The sequence below is a fragment of the Mesorhizobium sp. Root554 genome, assembly GCF_001427025.1.
Lineage (GTDB): Bacteria > Pseudomonadota > Alphaproteobacteria > Rhizobiales > Rhizobiaceae > Mesorhizobium.
Genome location: NZ_LMGA01000001.1, coordinates 530,844 through 546,998, shown reverse-complemented (window position 1 = coordinate 546,998; position 16,155 = coordinate 530,844). Strand labels below are relative to the sequence as shown.

At 60.8% G+C, this 16,155-nt stretch carries 16 protein-coding genes and 2 tRNA genes; 7 read left to right on the top strand and 11 right to left on the bottom strand.

Translation table 11 applies throughout. The features are described from left to right. Positions 1-225: 225 nt before the first annotated feature. Positions 226-302: transfer RNA gene (locus ASD44_RS02585), tRNA-Asp, on the bottom strand. Positions 303-518: 216 nt separating this feature from the next. On the opposite strand from ASD44_RS02585, the gene ASD44_RS02580 reads away from it, so the two are divergent. Beyond that, a tRNA-Val gene (locus ASD44_RS02580) sits at positions 519-594 on the top strand. A gap of 87 nt (positions 595-681) precedes the next feature. On the opposite strand, the gene ASD44_RS02575 is transcribed toward ASD44_RS02580, so the two are convergent. Further along, positions 682-954, bottom strand: a complete 273-nt coding sequence (locus ASD44_RS02575; RefSeq protein WP_056108404.1) for an HU family DNA-binding protein — start codon at positions 952-954, stop codon at positions 682-684. Between the two features lie 193 nt (positions 955-1,147). Further along, positions 1,148-3,559 (bottom strand): endopeptidase La, encoded by a 2,412-nt coding sequence (gene lon, locus ASD44_RS02570; protein WP_056108401.1) that lies wholly within the window; start codon positions 3,557-3,559, stop codon positions 1,148-1,150. A gap of 313 nt (positions 3,560-3,872) precedes the next feature. On the opposite strand from lon, the gene ASD44_RS02565 reads away from it, so the two are divergent. Continuing rightward, a complete protein-coding gene (locus ASD44_RS02565; protein ID WP_056108397.1) occupies positions 3,873-4,460 on the top strand; it encodes a hypothetical protein in 588 nt (195 codons plus the stop codon). A 62-nt stretch (positions 4,461-4,522) separates the two neighbouring features. Here the strand turns inward: ASD44_RS02565 and clpX are convergent, their stop codons facing one another. Both clpX and clpP read right to left on the bottom strand, forming a co-directional pair. After that, entirely contained in the window at positions 4,523-5,800 is a 1,278-nt protein-coding gene (clpX, locus tag ASD44_RS02560; RefSeq protein WP_056108394.1) for an ATP-dependent Clp protease ATP-binding subunit ClpX, read from the bottom strand. Positions 5,801-6,108: 308 nt separating this feature from the next. After that, on the bottom strand, positions 6,109-6,738 hold the full coding sequence (clpP, locus tag ASD44_RS02555) for an ATP-dependent Clp endopeptidase proteolytic subunit ClpP (RefSeq protein ID WP_056108391.1): 630 nt from the start codon (positions 6,736-6,738) through the stop codon (positions 6,109-6,111). Between the two features lie 261 nt (positions 6,739-6,999). Between clpP and ASD44_RS02550 the strand changes: the two genes are divergently transcribed. Together ASD44_RS02550 and ASD44_RS02545 are read left to right on the top strand one after the other, a co-directional pair. Further along, the gene (locus ASD44_RS02550; RefSeq protein ID WP_056108388.1) at positions 7,000-7,725 is read left to right on the top strand and encodes a hypothetical protein; all 726 of its coding nucleotides are present in this window, start codon (positions 7,000-7,002) and stop codon (positions 7,723-7,725) included. 64 nt (positions 7,726-7,789) lie between these two features. Next, on the top strand, positions 7,790-9,040 hold the full coding sequence (locus ASD44_RS02545) for a cytochrome P450 (protein ID WP_056108385.1): 1,251 nt from the start codon (positions 7,790-7,792) through the stop codon (positions 9,038-9,040). Between the two features lie 20 nt (positions 9,041-9,060). Here the strand turns inward: ASD44_RS02545 and ASD44_RS02540 are convergent, their stop codons facing one another. Genes ASD44_RS02540 through ASD44_RS02530 form a run of 3 tightly spaced genes read right to left on the bottom strand, consistent with a single transcriptional unit; the run spans position 9,061 to position 10,683 of the window. Further along, positions 9,061-9,408 carry a cupin domain-containing protein gene (locus tag ASD44_RS02540; RefSeq protein WP_056108382.1) on the bottom strand — a complete coding sequence of 116 codons (348 nt, stop codon included), beginning with the start codon at positions 9,406-9,408 and terminating at the stop codon, positions 9,061-9,063. A 28-nt stretch (positions 9,409-9,436) separates the two neighbouring features. Further along, entirely contained in the window at positions 9,437-9,856 is a 420-nt protein-coding gene (locus ASD44_RS02535) for a VOC family protein (RefSeq protein ID WP_056108379.1), read from the bottom strand. A gap of 2 nt (positions 9,857-9,858) precedes the next feature. After that, on the bottom strand, positions 9,859-10,683 hold the full coding sequence (locus tag ASD44_RS02530) for an enoyl-CoA hydratase (RefSeq protein ID WP_056115288.1): 825 nt from the start codon (positions 10,681-10,683) through the stop codon (positions 9,859-9,861). A gap of 159 nt (positions 10,684-10,842) precedes the next feature. Here ASD44_RS02530 and ASD44_RS02525 point away from each other — a divergent pair, with 159 nt between their 5' ends. The 3 genes from ASD44_RS02525 (at position 10,843) to rpsI (ending at position 12,477) form a co-directional block, all read left to right on the top strand. Further along, complete coding sequence (locus ASD44_RS02525) at positions 10,843-11,289, top strand: PaaI family thioesterase (RefSeq protein WP_056115285.1); 447 nt, start codon at positions 10,843-10,845, stop codon at positions 11,287-11,289. 248 nt (positions 11,290-11,537) lie between these two features. Further along, positions 11,538-11,999 carry a 50S ribosomal protein L13 gene (gene rplM / locus ASD44_RS02520; protein WP_056108376.1) on the top strand — a complete coding sequence of 154 codons (462 nt, stop codon included), beginning with the start codon at positions 11,538-11,540 and terminating at the stop codon, positions 11,997-11,999. 1 nt (position 12,000) lies between these two features. Beyond that, positions 12,001-12,477 (top strand): 30S ribosomal protein S9, encoded by a 477-nt coding sequence (gene rpsI / locus ASD44_RS02515; RefSeq protein ID WP_056108374.1) that lies wholly within the window; start codon positions 12,001-12,003, stop codon positions 12,475-12,477. 103 nt (positions 12,478-12,580) lie between these two features. On the opposite strand, the gene ASD44_RS02510 is transcribed toward rpsI, so the two are convergent. The 3 genes from ASD44_RS02510 to ASD44_RS02500 form a co-directional block, all read right to left on the bottom strand. Continuing rightward, a complete protein-coding gene (locus ASD44_RS02510) occupies positions 12,581-13,912 on the bottom strand; it encodes an MFS transporter (protein WP_244478711.1) in 1,332 nt (443 codons plus the stop codon). Positions 13,913-14,087: 175 nt separating this feature from the next. Further along, a complete protein-coding gene (locus tag ASD44_RS02505) occupies positions 14,088-15,137 on the bottom strand; it encodes a glycerophosphodiester phosphodiesterase family protein (protein ID WP_056108366.1) in 1,050 nt (349 codons plus the stop codon). Between the two features lie 173 nt (positions 15,138-15,310). Next, on the bottom strand, positions 15,311-15,943 hold the full coding sequence (locus ASD44_RS02500; RefSeq protein WP_056108364.1) for an invasion associated locus B family protein: 633 nt from the start codon (positions 15,941-15,943) through the stop codon (positions 15,311-15,313). Positions 15,944-16,155: the final 212 nt, after the last annotated feature.

Sequence of the window (16,155 nt, the reverse complement as noted above, 5' to 3'; positions counted from 1 at the left end):
ATTTGCCGATTTAAAAACACCTCTCGGCAGAAAACCCGCCTACTTTTCTCCGCTCTTTCGACCGAAAAGCTTGAACGGACTAGATGACCGTTCACATCGAAACATGAGACGCGGACACCGCTGTTGCAACGACTACAGAGGCTTCTCGGGACATGGGAAAAGTTTGAACCGCCGTTCCGGCGTTCAGACGTCATCATCTTTCAAGACGACCAAGTCTTTGAAAGATGGCGCGAGTGACGGGGCTCGAACCCGCGACCTCCGGCGTGACAGGCCGGCACTCTAACCAACTGAGCTACACCCGCGCATAGACGAACACGTGTAGGCGCGTACGTCGATGGGCGGTGGATTACGGGGTTCACCGCTGGGTGTCAAGCTTCTCCAGCCAGTATAAAACAAACCTTTGGCGGTTTTTCCGGGATAGCGATGAAGGGCCGCGAGTATGCCCTTCCTTGTCATCCGGCTGCGGCGCATTTGGCCTTGCGAAGCAAGGGCGAACTGCTTAAAGGTCCGCGCCTGAAGGGCGATTAGCTCAGTTGGTAGAGCGCTTCGTTTACACCGAAGATGTCGGCGGTTCGAGCCCGTCATCGCCCACCACGCCTTCCCGCATTGGCCTGAAGATCAAGCCGACAAAAGAAAAGCCGGGCTGAAAGCCCGGCTTTTCTATTTAGGTAGCAGGTGAAATCAGTTCACAGCGTCCTTGAGGCCCTTGCCGGCCGAGAACTTCGGCACGGTGCGGGCGGGGATCTTCACTTCCGCGCCAGTCTGCGGATTGCGGCCGGTCGAGGCCGCACGCTTCGAAACGGAGAAGTTGCCAAACCCGACAAGCCGAACGTCGCCGCCCTTCTTCAACTCGCTGGAAATGACAGAAAAAACGGCTTCAACGGCCGACTGGGCGTCGCCCTTCGAAATCTTCGCGGCGTCGGCTACAGCGGACACCAGTTCGTTCTTGTTCATGAAAATTCCCTTCCATAAGAAAACCGGAACACCGACTCATCCGGCAGGGATTGGACAATAGGGAGAAGCTTGGCCGCAACCAAGGCCAAAATCGCAGCCAAGCACAAAAAAAGCCCGGAATTCCGGGCTTTTTCAGAGAAAAGTCGGGCCAGAACCCCGGCTTTTCGATTGTGCAGTGCACGCTCGGCGCGACTCAGTGCGCGAGGGAGGCTCCAGCTTCGTCCGCGGCATCCGCCGGGGCCGGCGTCGAGACAGGCTCGACCCATTCGATGGGCTCCGGCATGCGCACCAGCGCATGACGCAGCACTTCGCCAATGCGAGCGACCGGGATGATCTCCATGCCGTTCTTCACATTGTCCGGAATCTCCGCCAGGTCCTTGGCGTTGTCTTCCGGGATCAGCACCTTCTTGATGCCGCCGCGAAGCGCGGCCAGCAGCTTTTCCTTCAGGCCGCCGATCGGCAGAACGCGTCCGCGCAGGGTTATCTCACCGGTCATCGCCACATCCGCCTTGACCGGAATACCGGTCAGGATCGAAACGATGGCGGTGGCCATCCCCACGCCGGCCGAAGGACCGTCCTTCGGGGTTGCACCTTCCGGCACGTGGACGTGGATGTCGCGCTTGTCGAAGAGCGGCGGCTCGACGCCGAAATCGAGAGCTCGCGAGCGGACATAGGACGCCGCCGCCGAGATCGATTCCTTCATCACGTCGCGCAGGTTTCCGGTGACCGTCATGCGGCCCTTGCCGGGCATCATGACGCCTTCGATCGTCAGCAGTTCGCCGCCGACCTCGGTCCATGCCAGTCCAGTGACGACACCGACCTGATCGTCCGCCTCGACCTGACCGAAGCGGAAGCGCTGTACGCCGAGATAATCGGACAGGTTCTCGGCGGTGATCTTCACCGACTTCTTCTTCGTCTTCAGGATCTCGGTCACCGCCTTGCGGCCGAGCTTCATCAGCTCGCGCTCAAGGCTACGCACACCGGCTTCCCGCGTGTAGGTCTGGATGATCTCGCGGATCGCGTCGTCGCCGACCGAAAACTCCTTCGGCTGCAACGCATGGTCGCGGACGACCTTCGGCATCAGGTGCTTCTTGGCAATCTCGACCTTCTCGTCCTCGGTGTAGCCGGCGATGCGGATGATCTCCATGCGGTCCATCAGCGGCGCAGGGATGTTCAACGTGTTCGCCGTGGTCACGAACATCACGCTCGAGAGGTCGTACTCGACCTCAAGATAGTGGTCCATGAACGTCGAGTTCTGTTCCGGATCGAGCACCTCGAGCAGGGCCGACGACGGATCACCACGGAAGTCCTGGCCCATCTTGTCGATCTCGTCGAGCAGGAACAGGGGATTGGACTTCTTCGCCTTCTTCATCGACTGGATGACCTTGCCGGGCATCGAGCCGATGTAGGTGCGCCGGTGCCCGCGGATTTCGGCTTCGTCGCGCACGCCGCCAAGCGCCATGCGGATGAACTCGCGGCCGGTCGCCTTGGCGATCGACTTGCCGAGCGAGGTCTTGCCGACGCCGGGAGGGCCTACGAGGCACAGGATCGGGCCTTTCAGCTTCTTTTGACGGCTCTGCACGGCCAGGTACTCGACAATGCGGTCCTTGACCTTGTCGAGGCCGTAGTGATCGGAATCAAGCACGTCCTGCGCAAAGTTCAGATCCTGCTTGACCTTTGAGTTCCTGCCCCACGGTATCGACAGCAGCCAGTCGAGATAGTTGCGCACGACCGTGGATTCGGCCGACATGGGGGACATCGTCCGCAGCTTCTTCAATTCGGCTTCCGCCTTCTCGCGGGCCTCCTTGGAGAGCTTGGTCTTCTTGATGCGCGCTTCCAGTTCGGCGGCCTCGTCGCGGCCGTCCTCGCCCTCGCCGAGCTCCTTCTGGATCGCCTTCATCTGCTCGTTGAGGTAGTATTCGCGCTGGGTCTTCTCCATCTGGCGCTTGACGCGCGAGCGGATGCGCTTCTCCACCTGCAGGACGGAGATTTCGGCTTCCATGAAGCCCATCGCCTTCTCAAGACGTTCCTTGACGGAAAGCGTACCAAGCATCTCCTGCTTCTCGGGAATCTTGATGGCGAGATGCGAGGCAACCGTATCGGCAAGCTTCGAGTAGTCGTCTATCTGGCTGGCGGCGCCAACCACCTCGGGCGAGATCTTCTTGTTCAGCTTGACGTAATTTTCGAAGTCGGCGTTGACCGAGCGCGCCAAAGCCTCGACCTCGACCTCTTCCTCGTCGGGCTCGACCAGAATGGCGGCGCGGGCTTCGTGGAAGTCGGCTCGCTCCGTGAACGAGCCGATTTTGGCGCGCGCCGAACCTTCGACGAGAACCTTGACGGTGCCGTCGGGCAGCTTGAGCAGTTGCAGAACATTGGCGAGCGTGCCGATGTCATAAATGGCATCCGGCTCCGGATCGTCGTCGGCGGCATTCATCTGGGTCGCGAGCAGGATCTGCTTTTCCTGACCCATCACCTCTTCCAGCGCCTTGATCGATTTCTCACGCCCGACAAAGAGCGGCACGATCATGTGCGGGAACACGACGATGTCGCGCAGCGGGAGGACCGCGAAAACACCGTCAGAGGGCGACCTTGCTATTTTGGCCATTGTCCAACCTTTCCTTCGCGGCCGCGTCTCAGCCAACCGCGATTCTCATATTAACGACCGGAAGTCGTTCCGCCTACAACCGATTATGACGGGAGTTTTACAGCACGGAATTCAGCCCCACGGCCTTCCGGTCTTAGGTGGAGTTACGAGGCGCAAAGATCAAGTAGCAATGTGCCGGCAAACCGGTGCCATTGAGCAAAACGGCCCCGCTTTTCCCGAGCGATTTGAATGGTGGAGCGGCCCAACAAGAACTGCAATACTTGACCACCGTGCTCGCATGCGAGGTTTGAACCGCTCGTCGAGGAGATGCCATATGAGACACACCCGTCATGGCTGGATGATCTGCTTCTTGCTGCTCCTTTCCGGAGTATCGCCGGCTTCAGCGCAATCCGTTACCGATAGGCTTGGCGTACCCGGCCCGGTGAGCTTTCAGGGCACCGAATTCGCGCTTGCCTGGACTTCCAACCCGTCTCCAAGCTATTTCAAGCAGGAATACGTGCCGGCCGGAGAACAAGTCGAGAACTTCAATCAGATGTTCATGATCGAAGCAGAGACTTCGGCCAGCCCGGAAGCCGCAGCGGCAGCGCAAGTCGACATGCTGCACAAGCGCAAGGGATCCGATCCGGTGGTCAACTACGACCTGATCCGCAACGACGCTACGGACGAGATCATTCTCGACTTCGTGCTCAGCGATTCCAGCAGCGGAACGACGATCGTCGAATGGAACGCCTACCGGTACGCGCCTTTGAACAAATCGGGCGGCGTGGCGCTCTACGCCATCAGCCGTCGTGGCTATGGCGACCAGGCACGGGATTTCCTTATCGGTCTCAAGGAGAAGAGGTCACCGGCCATCAATGCCCTGGCGTCGTTCAACACGCCCAAGCTTCAGCCAAATCCCTGATCCAGAAGACATAAACGACAAACGGCGCCCGAAGGCGCCGTCCAACCTGGAAGGGTAACGCGCTATGCGCTGACGTTGCCCTTCTTTTCCTTCTGGTCGGAGTAGATGTAGAGCGGCCGGGCATTGCCGGACACCACTTCCTCCGAGATCACGACCTCGCGAACGCCTTCCAGAGCCGGCAGTTCGAACATCGTGTCGAGCAGGATCGCTTCCATAATGGAGCGAAGGCCGCGCGCGCCGGTCTTGCGTTCGATGGCGCGCTTGGCGATAGCCGACAGGGCGTTCTCGTGGAACGTCAGGTCGACGTTCTCCATCTCGAACAGCCGCTGATATTGCTTGACCAGGGCGTTCTTCGGCTCGGTCAGGATCTGGATCAGCGCCGGCTCGTCGAGGTCTTCCAGCGTTGCAAGAACCGGCAAACGGCCGACGAATTCGGGAATGAGGCCGAACTTCAGCAAATCCTCTGGCTCAACCAGCCGAAAAACCTCACCGCTGCGCCGATCCTCGGGCGACGCAACCGTCGCAGAAAAGCCGATCGAGGTCTTGCGGCCGCGATCCGAGATAATCTTGTCGAGGCCGGCGAAAGCGCCGCCGCAGATGAACAATATGTTGGCGGTGTCGACCTGCAGGAATTCCTGCTGCGGATGCTTGCGGCCACCCTGTGGCGGCACGGACGCGACAGTCCCTTCCATGATCTTCAGAAGCGCCTGCTGCACGCCCTCGCCCGAAACGTCGCGGGTGATCGAAGGATTGTCGGACTTGCGCGAAATCTTGTCGATCTCGTCGATGTAGACAATGCCGCGCTGCGCCCGCTCGACATTGTAGTCGGCCGCCTGCAGCAGCTTGAGGATGATGTTTTCGACATCCTCGCCGACATAGCCGGCCTCGGTCAGCGTCGTGGCGTCGGCCATGGTGAAGGGCACGTCGATGATGCGGGCCAGCGTCTGGGCGAGCAGGGTCTTGCCGCAGCCGGTCGGGCCGATCAGCAGGATGTTCGACTTCGCCAGTTCAACGTCGTTGCTTTTGCCGGCGTGAGCGAGGCGCTTGTAGTGATTGTGGACGGCCACAGACAGCACGCGCTTGGCGTAAGGCTGGCCGATCACGTAATCGTCGAGAACCTTGAGGATTTCCTGCGGTGTCGGCACGCCTTCGCGCGACTTCACCATCGAGGTCTTGTTCTCCTCGCGGATGATGTCCATGCACAGTTCGACGCATTCGTCGCAGATGAAAACTGTCGGGCCAGCGATCAGCTTGCGCACTTCATGCTGGCTCTTGCCGCAAAACGAGCAATAAAGCGTATTCTTGGAATCACCGCCGCCGCTGCTGCCGACCTTGCTCATCTTCCAGTCCTTTCATGGGCGCCTGCCATATGGCTGGCCGGATGCGCCTACAAATCTATCGCGGGAATCCGCCGCCGCCAGTGCCCTGGCTCCCGCAACGTATTCCGTACGAAACACAATTCAGAAAACGTGGCAATGATTCGCGGCGCCCCACGAAAAGCTAAGCCGCCGAAAATCAACATAGCCTTAACGTAGGCGGTCCAACCACCGGATGGAACAGCCAAATGTGGCCGAAATGCCGCAAATCCCCGCAAAAGTGCGGCGAGACCGCGTTCCCGCTGACAAATTCCGTCAGTTTATCCGGACGACTAGGCAGTGGCAGCCTCGATCGCCTCGCGGGATGAGATGACCTTGTCGATGAGGCCGAAGTCCTTGGCCTCGTCAGCGGTCATGAAGTGATCGCGGTCGAGCGTGCGCTCGATCTCCTCATAGGATTTTCCGGTATGGGTCACATAGACCTCGTTGAGGCGCCGCTTCAGCTTGATGATGTCCTGAGCGTGACGCTCGATATCCGAGGCCTGACCCTGGAACCCGCCCGAGGGCTGATGCACCATGATACGGGCGTTCGGCGTCGCGAAGCGCATGTCCTTGTGGCCGGCTGTCAGGAGCAGCGAACCCATCGATGCGGCCTGGCCGATGCAAAGGGTCGAAACCGCCGGCTTGATGAACTGCATGGTGTCGTAGATCGCCATGCCGGAAGTGACCACGCCGCCGGGTGAATTGATGTAGAGATTGATTTCCTTCTTCGGATTTTCGGCTTCCAGGAACAGAAGCTGCGCGCACACCAGGGTCGCCATGCCGTCCTCGACCGGGCCGGTTATGAAGATGATGCGCTCCTTGAGCAGGCGCGAGAAAATGTCATAGGCCCGCTCGCCACGGTTCGTCTGCTCGACAACCATCGGCACGAGGTTCATGTAGGTTTCGACGGGGTTCTTCATCGACTATCCCTTTGTTCGGCTGGGATTCCGGCCCCGTTCGGTGCGAGTCGGGCAGAATCGTGCTGGATCGTTGCACCGTAAATAGGATGCCGCCTCACCCCAGCGCAAGGGTTCGTAGCCGAGAGCTTTGTTCGCCATTCAGTTAAGGTTGCCGGTTAACCGAGACCACATCTTAACGAAACCTGAGGAAACCGCTTTTTCGCCCTCCGATGTCCGCTAAAGTTGCGCCAGGCGACATTTTTCGCGTGAAAGGGGTGCAGCATGTTCAGGAAACATCTGGCCATGGCGGTCTCGGCGCTGGCGATGCTGGCAACGGCTTCGCAAAGCGTGGCGGGCGGCAGAGCCGTCGAGTGCTACGAACGGTATCACACCGCGCCGGTCTATGACCGCATCGACGGTATTGCTCAAGTCAATCCGGGTTACAGCCGGGTCGAGACCATTCCACCGATCATCGGCACGCGCACACGCGATGTTCTGGTTCGGCCCGGCCGGATCAAGCATCGCACCGTACCCGCCGTTTACAGCTACGAGACGGAACGCGTGCTGGTCGAGCCTGCGCGCACGGTGAAGCGCCTTGTGTCCGGTCGCGGAGAGATCCGCTACAAGACCGTCAAGGTATCGGATGGCGGCTATAGCTGGGAATGGCGCTGGATCGACGGCCGCAAGGTGCTGTGCAAAGTGAAGAACAAGGCGCGCTACGAACGCATCGCCTACACCGTGCAGGGTCCGTCGCACTATGTGCACGAAAGGGTTCCCGCCCAATATGAGTATCGCAAGCGCAAGGTGCTGGTCCAGGCAGAGAGCACGGAAAGCTATGTGCTGGCCCCCGAATACGAAACCATACGCGACCAGGTGGTCATCCAGCCAAAGCAGCATCGGGTCATCGACATACCGCCATCCTACCAGCGGGTTACGCGCAAGGTGCTGGTGAGCGAAGGTTCCGAAGGCTGGCAACGCGTACGCATCCCACGGCATTGCGCCTACTGACTGGTTTAGAACCGGGCCTCATCGCGCTCTGGCAGGGCGGCGGCAAACCGGGCTAGGAAAAGGCATGAACGCTGTTATGCCGTCCTATCTCGAATTCGATGCCGCCGCACGCCGGCTGCGGCTCGACCCGCATGAGCCGGCCTTCGTGCAGAACCCCTATGAGGCATACGCCTGGCTGCACGCAGCCGGCGGTGCCTTTTTCTGGGAGGATTTCGGCTTCTGGTGCGTGGGCGGCTTCGACGCCGTCAACCGGCTGCTGCGCGACCGGCGCTTCGGCCGGCAGAACCCCGCGGGCATTCCCGACAGCCGCGGCTTCGACCTGGACAGGACGCATCTTGCCGCATTCGACGCGGTTGAGGCGAATTCGCTGCTGGAACTGGAGCCGCCGGTGCATACGCGGCTGCGGACGCTGGTGAACCGCGCCTTCGTCTCGCGCCAGGTGGAGAGGCTGCGGCCGCGGGTCGAAATTCTGGCCAACGACCTGATCGACCGGTTCGAGCCGGATCGGCACGCCGACCTGTTGCCCGCCTATGCCGCGCCGCTGCCGATCACCATCATTGCCGAAATGCTCGGCGTTCCGGTCGAGATGGGGCCGCAACTGCTCGACTGGTCGCACCAGATGGTGGCCATGTACATGCACGGCCGCACACGCGAGACGGAAGAGACTGCGAACCGCGCAGCCAAAGATTTTTCCGATTTCCTGCGCGGCTACATCAAGGAACGCCGCAAGCAGCCGGGTGACGACCTTCTGTCTCTGCTCGTCGCAGCTCAGGAAGGCGACCGGAAGCTTTCCGAGGACGAATTGGTGTCGTCGGTCATTCTGCTGCTGAATGCCGGCCACGAAGCGACGGTGCGTCAGACCGGCAACGCAGTCCGTACTATCCTCGACCAGGGCGGCGATCCACGCCGGTTTTTCACCACGCCGGAGGTGACGGCATCGACGGTCGAGGAATGCCTGCGCTTCGACGCACCGCTGCATATGTTCACCCGCTATGCCTATGAGCGGATCGAAATCGCACCGAGAGTCACGGTCGCTCCTGGCGAGACGGTCGGTATGCTGCTCGGGATGGCCAACCGTGACCCCACGGCGTTTGCGCGACCGGACGGATTCCAGCCTCAACGGTCGGACCAGAAGAATGTGTCGTTCGGCGCCGGCATTCATTTCTGCATCGGCGCGCCGCTGGCGCGGCTCGAACTGCAGGTATCGCTGAAGGTGCTGTTCGAGCGCTTGCCGGCGCTTCGACTAGCCGATACGGCGCAGTTCCGCGACACCTACCATTTCCATGGACTGGAGCGGCTTGCCGTCAACTTCTGACCGATTGTCGGACCCTGAGTTCAGAGCTTGATGACGTATTCCTTGCGAGTCGTTTCAAGCACTTCCCAGCTTCCCTTGAAGCCGGGCCGCAAGACAAAGCTATCCCCTGTCCTGACGGTGCGGCTCTCGCCACCGTCTTCGGCGATGATCGAGATGCCGGACAGGATATGGCAGAATTCCCACTCGTCATATTCGATGCGCCATTTGCCCGACGTCGCCTCCCAGATGCCCGCGTAAAGGCCGTCGCGCTCTTCGGCATTCCAGGTGCGGAAGCGGGGATCGCCGGCAAGGACACGTTCGGGCGCCGGGGCGCCCTCTTCCGGCTCGATGCCGTCGGTATCAATGGGGACGAACAGGGCCAAAGTCATGATTTTCGGATCATCGTTCTAATGCCGGTCACTTCGGCAGCGATATGTTGCCGTCCGCATCTATAGGAAAGTCGGGATTGTGCGCGACTTCCCAGAGACTGCCTTCCGGATCGGCGAAATAACCATACCAGCCGCCCCAGAAGGCCTTGCCTGCGGGCTTGACGATGCGGCCACCGGCCTTCTCCGCCTGTGCCAGCACCTGATCGACTTCGGCGTCGGAACGGACATTGTAAGCAAGATAGACCCGCGATGGCTGCGCGCCGAACGAAATACCGGAATCTTCCTCGGCGCTGCTTCGTGGAAACAGGCCAAGGATCGCACCGCCCATCTGGAAGAAGGCGACTCCGTCCTTGATGTGGTGACGCTGCAAGCCCATCGCCTCATAGAAGGCCGAGGTTCCATCCAGATCATCGACGGCGATGGTGATGATGGAAATGCGGGGTTCCATCTTCACTCGCCTTTCCACTCCGGCTTGCGTTTGCCGAAGAACGCCGTGACGCCCTCCTGAGCATCGGCGTTGAGCATGTTCTCGACCATAATTTTCGAGGCATGATCGTAAGCTTCCGCCAGATTCATTCCCGCCTGTTCGTAGAAGGTCTTCTTGCCGAGCCTGACGGCCGAAGGCGATTTGGCGGCAATGACTTGCGCGTATTTCGTCACGATCTGATTCAGATACTCGCGCGGGACCACGCGATTGATGAGGCCGAACTCCCGGGCGCTGGACGCATCGATCATCTCGCCGGTCAGCAGCATTTCCATCGCATGCTTGGGCTTCAGGCCTCTGGCCAGCGCGACGCCGGGCGTCGAGCAAAACAGCCCGACATCGATGCCGTTGACGCCGAATGTCGATTGATCCGATGCGATGGCCAGATCGCAGGATGCGACGACTTGGCAACCGGCCGCCGTGGCGATGCCGTCGATCTCGGCGATTACCGGCTTGGGATGCCGCACAATCGACTGCATCAGCCGCGAACAGGCACCGAACGTTTCCTCGAAGAAGGCCTTGCCGCCGTCAGCATCGGTGCGACGGGCAGTCATCTCCTTGAGATCGTGGCCGGCGCAGAACACCTTGCCCGGTGCGGCCGCCAGGACGATGACGCGCACGGACGGATCGTGAAGGATACCGTCGAGTTGCGCCTGCAGCGCGGCCATCACAGACAGCGAGAGCGCGTTGGCCGGCGGGTTCGAAAGTGTCAGCCGCAGGATGCCGCCTTCCATCTCGACCTTTAAGGGCGATTGCGGGGCAATCGTCTTGATGGCAAGGATTTCGCCCATTGTCGTCTCCCGGAGCATCGGCATCGCGTCTCGATGGCACATGAAACCAAAGAACTAGCGTCCTGCCAGTTGAAGAACAGCTTCGTGCATGTTTTCTCGCAGAAGGCCGGTTTGAGCAACCCACGCCAGACACGGACATCTGCCAGGAAGGGCCGCGCCATGCCGCTGCAAAGCAATCTCACCCCGGTCCTCGACGCAGTCGACGTCAATGCGCTGATGCGCCAAGTCTATCCGCAACTCAACGGCGCTGACAGCGTCTACGAAACGCTCGATGTGTTTCCCGGTGGCTGCATTGTGCGGTTGAATGCCGATGAAAGGCACATCCGCCCCGGTGGCACGGTCTCCGGTCCATCGCTGTTCACGCTTGCCGACATTGGCGGCTATGCCTGCGTGCTCTCCCACGCCGGGCCTGATGCGCTTTCGGTGACGACGAACCTCAACATCAATTTCGTGCGCAAGGCAGAAGCCGGCCCCATCGACGGGCATTGCCGTATCCTGAAGCTGGGCAAAAGCCTGATGGTGTTCGACGTCGACATCGTTGCCGGGCCGGAAGGACAGACAATTGCCCACGCCACCGGCACCTATTCGATCCCGCCCAAACGATGACAAGATGAGGTAAAATAATACCTCATTACCAAACTATTGATTTAAAACAATTTTCTTCGCCGATGCCTGTTTTAATTCGATTGACGGGCGGTTTGCCGCCTCGTATAAGCGCTCTCGAAACAGCGGCCAGCAATGGTCGCCGTTTTGTTATTGGCGCTGGGCTTCGGCTCTCGTCAATTCAAGCAACAAGAAACGCCTTTGTCCGTAGGTTTTGCCATCGGACAGGGTCCGAAACGAAAGCAAACTCCATGACAACCTTTTCGCAGAAGCCTGCGGATGTGGTGAAGAAGTGGGTGCTGATCGACGCCGAAGGTCTCGTCGTCGGCCGTCTCGCCACCATCGTCGCCAACATCCTCCGCGGCAAGCACAAGCCGACCTTCACGCCCCATGTCGACGACGGTGACAATGTCGTCATCATCAATGCCGAGAAAGTCGTCTTCACCGGCAAGAAGTACACCGACAAGATCTACTACTGGCACACCGGCCACCCCGGCGGCATCAAGGAGCGCACCGCGCGCCAGCTGATCGAGGGCCGTTTCCCCGAGCGCGTCCTGGAAAAGGCCGTTGAGCGCATGGTTCCGCGCGGTCCGCTCGGTCGTCGCCAGATGAAGAACCTCCGCGTCTATGCAGGCGCCGAGCATCCCCACACGGCCCAGCAGCCCGAGACGCTCGACGTCGGCGCGCTGAACGCCAAGAACAAGAGGGCCTGATATGGCTGAGCTTTCCTCGCTCGCAGAACTCGGCACGGTCGCCCAGACCGCACAGCCGGCCGCGCCTGTCTACGTCCAGAAGCTCGACAAGTCGGGCCGCGCCTATGCCACCGGCAAGCGCAAGGACGCCATCGCCCGCGTCTGGGTGAAGCCTGGCTCCGGCAAGATCACTGTCAACAACAAGGAATTCGGCGCTTACTTCGCGCGTCCGGTCCTGCAGATGATCCTCAACCAGCCGATCGTCGCGGCCAACCGCGTCGGCCAGTACGACATCATCGCCACCGTCATCGGCGGCGGCCTGTCGGGCCAGGCGGGCGCCGTTCGTCACGGCATCTCCAAGGCGCTGACCTACTACGAGCCGACGCTGCGCGGCGTGCTCAAGAAGGGCGGCTTCCTGACCCGCGACAGCCGTACCGTCGAGCGCAAGAAGTACGGCAAGGCGAAGGCCCGCCGGTCCTTCCAGTTTTCCAAGCGCTAAGGCGCGCTTGGGGCCAAGTTCTCGAAGCGCTACCGCTTCATGCATACGAAAAGGCCGCCTCCGGGCGGCCTTTTTTATCGCGGGAGCGATTCTCCCTACGACGTCAAGTATCCGGGTGCCAAGCCGGCCGCATGAAAAGCATCGCAGCGCCCGCGCCCAGCAGCATCAGCACCGCCGATGCGGTGAACGCTATCCGCATACCCGGCACGATGCCAAACGTCATCAGTGCGCCGAAAAGCGCCACGCCGATGGCTCCCGATGTCTGGCGGATGGAATTGAGGACACCGGATGCCACGCCCTCCATACCAGGCGGCGCCGAGGCAAGCACGGCGGTCGTCATGGCAGGCACAGCCAGGCCTGACCCAACCGTCATCACGAAAAGCCTCCACATCAGCGAAGCGTAGCTGGTATCCGCATCAACAGAAAACAGCAGCGCGTAGCCGAGAGCGCCGATGCACAGACCGACGATCATCGGCAATTTCACACCTTTTCTTGCCACCACCGGACCGGCGGCCATGTTGGAAAGAATGACCATTGCGAGAAACGGCGTAAATGCGGCTCCGGCAACCGCCGGCGAATAACCCTTCGTTTGCTGGAAATAGAAGCTCACGAAAATCATGCCGTAGGTCGTCAGATTGATTGCCAGGCCAACGAAATTGGCGACCGCAAAGGCGGGATCGGCAAACAGACCGAGAGGCAGGAGCGGCGCGGTACTGCGGCGCTCCACGGCAATAAAGGCTGCCCCGGTGACAGCGGCGACAAGAAACGCAGCCATAACCAGCGGCGACGCGAAGCCGCGAACACCGCCTTCGATGAAGGCGACGGTCAAGGCCAGCGGCGCCAGAATGGCTAACACCTGACCGGGAAGATCAAGCGGCGCCCCCTCGGGCTTGCGCGGTGTCTCCTGCAGGAACCGCAGTCCCAAAAGGATGGCAAACACGCCTATCGGCAGATTGATCAGGAAGATGCTGCGCCAGCCCAGGCTGTCGATCATGAAGCCGCCCAACGCCGGTCCGGCGGCAAGCGCGGCGCCTCCGGCTGCGGTCCATATGGAAACGCCGGTTGCTCGCAACGATGCGTTGCCACCGCTCGCGTGATTGAGCAGGACAAGCGAGCATGGCATCAGCATCGCCGCGCCGACGCCCTGGCCGACACGGGCTGCGATGAGCGTTGCCATTCCCTGCGCCAACCCGCAAGCCAGCGAGGCAAGCGTGAAGAGCGCCATGCCGACAGCGAAAATGCGGCGTGCACCGATCCGGTCGCCAAGCGCCCCCGCGGACATCAGCAATGAGGCAAAGGCCAAAGCATAGCCATCGACAACCCATTGGAGGCCGGCAACACCCGCACCAAACGACAAGCCAATGCGCATCAAGGCGATGTTGACGACCGAAATGTCGAGCTGGACGACGACAAAGCCGAGGCTGGTTATTGCCACAGCGAGGGCAAAGGACCGGGGTTTTAAGGGGATGTCCATGACAGTGAGTGGACCAGACCATGCGAAACACCGCCGCACAAGGTCTGGTGGCCGGACTGCTGACATCACCCTTGTCCGAACGGCGCCACGTTGCGCGACGCCAGATATCAGGCGTCACGGTCCTGCCTGGCAACGCTCAGTTGATGCTGGCCGTGCTCGCGGGTTCCCGCGGGCGTTCGCCGTAGGGAACACGATAACCGTTCGCGTTCAGCCATTGAACGGCCGCATCGGGCTCGTCGGTCTGGATGATGGTGGCGCCGCGCTCGGCCCAGAAGCCCCAGCTTTCGGCGGGCAGGCTGGCGGAGACGGCCAGTTCGTCGCCCCGGCCGCCAGCCAGGAACCCGCCGGGCTTGTTCACGATGGCGTAGGTGTCGGCCCAGATGTGCCAATTGCCGCGCACGGCGGCGGCGCGCATGCGAGTGGAAAACAGCGGCCCGCCGGTTTCGGTCAGGTTTGCCGCGCCATTGCGCCAGTTGATCATCTCGATGGCATTTGGCGCGAAGGTCCGGCTCACCTCCTCGACGAAGACATGATCGCGCACGGCATCGTCGGCGATGATGGGCATGAACAGGAAACCCCTGCCCGCCGCGCCCAGCGCTTTACCGACCTCATCGATCCGCCGCTTGTTCCAGAGGTTTTCCTTCACCACGGTCTGATCAGCCATCCCCAAGGAACGCGCCACCTCGATCATGCCCGGCAGGCTCGCGACATCGAGCTTGTTGTCGATGTTGACGAGAATTCTGTCCCTGGCAGCTTCGAGAAATTCGCGCAGCGTGGACACAGGTTCTTGCGTCGCCGTGCCCGTCCCCTCGATTACAAGCCGGCACGTTCGAAGTTCCGCGAGCGTGCGTTCGATCACTTCACCGCGGCATGTCGTAGTCCGGTCGAGCCAGCTATCATGCATCACGACGAACTCGCCATCGCTTGAGCGGCGGACATCGACCTCGACCATTTCCGCCCCGGCGGCGATGGCGGCGTGCAGCGCGGCCAGCGAATTTTCCGCGTAACGCGTCTTGCCGGCCTGCAACCCGCCGGAGCGATGGGCAACGACCATGACATGGTCGCGCCATTGGTTGGCATTGCTGAACCGTTCGAGGATTTGCCCGGCACGCGTTTCGGCAGCATAGGCCGGAGAAAGAAAGCTCAGAAGGGCGCCCGCAACAGCACCCAGTCGCCTGCATCGCATGGGAATCGCTCCGCACCGAAACCTGTCGGCGCGGGAATAGGCGACGGCTGTGACGTGTGCGTGAACGAAGCCGGCTATGTGCGACCGGTGCGGGCAAGGCTAGACACGGGCGAAAAAGAAAAAGGCTCCGGTTCAACCGGAGCCTTCGTTTTACAGAGGGATTTCAGGGGACGTCAGTTGGCCGCCTTCGCCTTGTCCTGCTCTTCCTTGAGCTTCTTGGCGAAGTCCTCGTTGTTCTTGGTGACGAAATCCTGAAGCTTCTTCTGGCGGTCCTCGATGTCGGACTGCTTCAGCGGCGGCCCGTCAAATGCGCCGGAAAAGCCCTGCAGGGAAACCTTGATCGGGTTCGGCTGGTTCTGGAAATTGATCGAAGTGAGGGTCAGATCCGAACCCTTCTTGAAGGAGGCGACGAGCTGGTCGGTCATTGGAACCTCAGCCACGCAGCGATCCGGGAAGCAGATGACATAGTCAAGCTTCTGAGCCTTGCCGCCGTCGATCTGGAGACCGATGCCGGGAGGAACCAGGCGGCCGGTCGGCACGGTAACCTGGAACACCTTGCGGTTCACCTTGCCGCGCAGGTCGATCAGGCTGATGCCGGTGACGAGCTGGCCATTGCCGGCGGTGGTGATGTTCTGGACGTTGCAGATGTCCACGTCTTCCTGCTTGCTGCAGGCCTTGAACCACCCTTGTGGCAATTGCTGCTGCTGTTGCTGGGCATTTGCCGCTGGCAGCGCCGCGCCGAGGAAGCCGATAACGCTCGCGGTCATGACCGACAGGCGATAAGCGTTTGTTCTCAGGCTCGTCATGTGGTGCATTTCCTCTCGATTGATGCCCAGGCAAGGTCAGGCCGTGTCACGAGCTAACTCTTGCCCAAATGAGGCAACAGAATGACTTTGGCGGGCGTGTTACACTGCCGGGCGTTTCGAATCCAGCCTTTCGCCTGCATTTCTTCACTGGGAAGGCGGTGGCGGGCACTCTAGTCTGGCATCCGAATCACTTGTCCATGAACGGAGGACGG